Source organism: Alteromonas sp. a30 (assembly GCF_026788005.1).
Lineage (GTDB): Bacteria > Pseudomonadota > Gammaproteobacteria > Enterobacterales > Alteromonadaceae > Paraneptunicella.
Genome location: NZ_JABEPE010000050.1, coordinates 1 through 3,800, shown reverse-complemented (window position 1 = coordinate 3,800; position 3,800 = coordinate 1). Strand labels below are relative to the sequence as shown.

General features: G+C 41.5%; 4 protein-coding genes. 2 read left to right on the top strand and 2 right to left on the bottom strand.

Features of this window, described 5'->3' with window-relative positions:
- Both HJG39_RS18930 and HJG39_RS18925 read left to right on the top strand, forming a co-directional pair.
- Positions 1-1,644: RHS repeat domain-containing protein (locus HJG39_RS18930; protein WP_326849276.1), on the top strand; the 1,644-nt coding region annotated here is incomplete at its 5' end.
- A gap of 2 nt (positions 1,645-1,646) precedes the next feature.
- On the top strand, positions 1,647-2,099 hold the full coding sequence (locus tag HJG39_RS18925; protein WP_268411942.1) for a hypothetical protein: 453 nt from the start codon (positions 1,647-1,649) through the stop codon (positions 2,097-2,099).
- 266 nt (positions 2,100-2,365) lie between these two features.
- Here the strand turns inward: HJG39_RS18925 and HJG39_RS18920 are convergent, their stop codons facing one another.
- Together HJG39_RS18920 and HJG39_RS19480 are read right to left on the bottom strand one after the other, a co-directional pair.
- Positions 2,366-3,247, bottom strand: a complete 882-nt coding sequence (locus HJG39_RS18920; protein WP_268411941.1) for an integrase core domain-containing protein — start codon at positions 3,245-3,247, stop codon at positions 2,366-2,368.
- A 385-nt stretch (positions 3,248-3,632) separates the two neighbouring features.
- Positions 3,633-3,791, bottom strand: coding sequence for a hypothetical protein (locus HJG39_RS19480; protein WP_442781050.1), 159 nt, complete (start codon positions 3,789-3,791; stop codon positions 3,633-3,635).
- Positions 3,792-3,800: the final 9 nt, after the last annotated feature.

Below are 3,800 nucleotides of genomic sequence, written 5' to 3'. Positions count from 1 at the left end.
GCGAACATTCACTACGGCTATGATGCGGTAGGTAACCTCACCAAAAAATCGGATTACTCCGAAAACAGCAACAATGCTTATAGCTACACCACTGGTACCAACAAAATCAGCAGTATCCGTTTAAAAGATGACACAGGTACGGTGAGCTTTGGTTACGACAACAAAGGAAACCAGACCCACAGAAACGGCACACAAGAAGTCACTTACGATGTGTTTAATAAACCACTGACGATTCACAAAAACGGCAGTAACATTACCCTCGCTTATGGCGCGGACTTGGCCCGTTACAAACAAATTCGAGTCGTTCAGGAAGACGGGCAGGAAAAAACAATCACCACCCACTACATCGGCAAACATTATGAAGTGGAAATCGACGAAAGCGGCAATCGTGAGCGCAAAACCTACCTAGGCGATGTAGCAATAATCACCGATAGCGATAACGAAGGGATGCACATCAGTTACACCCACCGCGACCGCTTAGGCAGTGCCGCCACCTTCACCAATGCACAAAACAGCGTCACCGCCAGACGCCACTTCGACGCTTTCGGTAAACCTCGAAACGGCGATTGGAGCCAGCTAGAAAGCCTAAGCCTTGCGGCGCAACTTGGCACCAACCTGCTCGATACCAGCATGACCACACGAAGAGGCTTTACCGACCACGAGCACCTCGACGAAGCCGAACTCATCCACATGAATGGAAGAGTCTACGACTACAATGTGGGCAGGTTTATGAGTGTAGACCCAGTGATTCAAAGTCCGGCAAATAGCCAGTCCATCAACCCGTACAGCTATATAATGAACAACCCGATGTCAGGGACCGACCCGACGGGGTATGAATCGTGCCCTCAAGGGCAGGAGTGCGCGAGTGTATCGCCTCAAGGGACTGAAACTTTAGAGGTTAATTCTGATACGCAAGTATATACCGATTCAGATGGTAATCACTATGTTGATGCTGGTGATGGAAGTGGTGATTTAATTAAAGTAGATTCTGTTTCAGGAAAGGTAGGCGGCGTGCAAGTTACAAAGAACTTTGGTGACAATGGCATAGTAACATCGATAAGTGCTACAAATTCGTCTGGTACTTTGAGCGTTACTGACATTGGTAGTGAAAATCAAAAACCTTCATTTATTGCAGCCGATACATCTAATCAAAATAGTGGTTCAAGTATAGATAATCCTGATAGTCTTACCGTTTCCACAAATGGGTTTCTAGGTGCGCCAGCGACAGACAGTGAAACGTATCCAAAGGAATTGATGAACTGGATGAAAAATGTTCAAAAAATAGCTGATGGTGCGAGCACTGTCGATGGAGTTGTGTCAATATTGGGAGGAATTGAGAAGATGAGGCAAGCGGTGGAGTCATCCAAAAACTACGATAGAATAGCTGATCTTATTCCGTCTATGAATGCCGAGCAAATAGGAATCTTATTGCCTGAATTCGACAATAACAGAACTCCGATATCTATTTTGAGAAAACTCGCACAAGTTAGATATCACGAGAAGTTTAGCAATAGAGTGAGAGCTAGAATGGGAGCAGCGTTACTTTCAGGCGGAACTGACATAGCTTCCGGTATTTATGGATTTTCTAATCCATATTTCGGGTACATTACATTAGCTTCTACAATTGCCGGATTGGATGATTAGAAATGAAAAAAATTTTGCACTCTCTATCTTTAATGATTCTTTTCCTATTGATGTCTATAGTGAGCAGGGTCGCAATCGCGTGTGAAGGGAGCAACTTAATCGTTGAGAATTTAGAGCTTTGCGTTTCGCCCGGAACGGATATTAGGGTTGGCAAAACTAAAGATGAAACACAAGTTTTCTTAGTTAATGAAGAAAGTGGCTCTCTCGTATTGTCGATACAGGATAAACCTGAAAAAATTCTATATCCATCGTTCGATGTTGAACTTGGAACGAAGATTCACTCTGAACCGCTTATCAAGAATTCTTCTTGTATATTTAGAACTCTGAACGACGTGCCATTTGAGGGCAACGTATCCATAGAAGGTGTTTTACTTACTTTTGATTACCTTATTCAAGTAAACTTTTTAAAGAAATCTCCGGTATTTCATGACTTTATGAAGTTTTGTGAAAACTAATTGCCCCGTCTAAACGTCCAAAAGATCCCGAGTAATATTTCTCAAGGTTGATTTTTAGGTTGCTGCTTAAAAATCAACCTGTCATTTCTTAAGTTCCTACCAACATTTTCAAAATCCCTTTCGGTTTTTCAAATCTCGCTTTCATTCCAGAGCAAAAAATAATCAAAAGTTTCATTTGAAGCATGGCTATCTCGTGGACGGTGATTTATCCACTTACTATACCTTTTAACTTCATCCTGAGAGGCTGATATACCAACGCCCGCTGGTCAATAAATCAACTCTACGCCCGTTAATAATCCGCCCCACTTTTCAAAGTGCTTTGCGTGTTTATAACCCGTTTTGAACACGTCTACTTGTTGCCAAACTTCCATTGGTGTGCGCCCGTCCAAATGGCTATGAGGTCGAACTACGTTGTACCAATAAATGTAATCAGGTAGCAGGTGTTCTAAATGGAGTTGGTTATCAATGGTTAGTTTGTTGATCCTCTCTTTAAACGTGCCAATCTTGCGTTCGATTCTGCCATTCATCCACGGGCAGGCAATCTCTGAAAATTGCTGTTTCACGCCAATCAACTTGATAATGCTTTGAAATAATTGTGATTTAAACACCGCTTCGTTATCGGTTTTAATGCGTTTAGGCGTGCCAAATTGGGTGAATAGCTTTAGTAAATGTATCAGTAGAACCAAAGAGTGTTTGCTATTGATGGGTCGCAAACTTAGGCACTTTCTTGAGCCGTAATCGACCACCGCAAGTAAGGTATGTTGTATCGAATTTTTATCAGTAACCGTGGTTAAATCCACGCCCCAACAGGTGTTTATTGGCACATTCGATGGACGTTTGTGCTTAAGCTTTCTTCGCAAAGCTCGCCACTGATATTGATGATTTTTAAGTTGCAAATACACGTAAGATTTACTCACGGTTTCGGCATCTTTAATTAAATGAATGCGATTAAACAATTCAGCAATTTTACGGCAGCCAAGCTCAGGGTTAATGGCTTTAAGGTAAATGACTTTATGCTTCACCCATTCTGGTTTTTTGTTGGATTTTATCGCGAAGGTTGCGGGCTTTGGTGCAAAGTATTTTCGTAGCTTTAAATCCGAATTTTGTCCCGTCCAAGCGTCCAATAGGTAACGGGTAATATTTCTCAAGGTTGATTTTTAGGTTTTTGTTTAAAAATCAACCTGTCATTTCTTAAATTCTTATCAGAATTTTCAAAATCCCTTTCGGTTTTTCAAATCTCGCATTAATTCCAGAACAAAAAACGATCAAAAAATTCATTTGATGCCCCGTCCAAACGTCCAATAGGTAACGGGTAATATTTCTCAAGGTTGATTTTTAGGTTGCTGCTTAAAAATCAGCCTGTCATTTCTCAAATTCCTACCAACATTTTCAAAATCACTGCTGAATTTTCAAATCTTGTCTCAATTTAAGAACAAAAAATTCATTTGAAGCATGGCTGTCCCGTGGACGGTGATTTATCCACTTGCGTTGTTTTTTAATTTCAACCTGAGTTGATATACCGACGCCAGTTGGTCAATAAATCAACTCCACGCCCGTTAACAATCCGCCCCATTTTTCAAAATGCTTTGCGTGTTTGTATCCAGTTTTGAATACGTCCACTTGCTGCCAAACTTCCATCGGTGTTCGCCCGTCCAAGTTGCTGTGAGGTCGAATTGTGTTGTACCAATAAATGTAATCGGG

What these genes read in the sequence shown, in the direction of transcription:
- HJG39_RS18925 (WP_268411942.1), top strand. Translation starts at nt 1,647, where the DNA reads ATGAAAAAAATTTTGCACTCTCTATCTTTAATGATTCTTTTCCTATTG.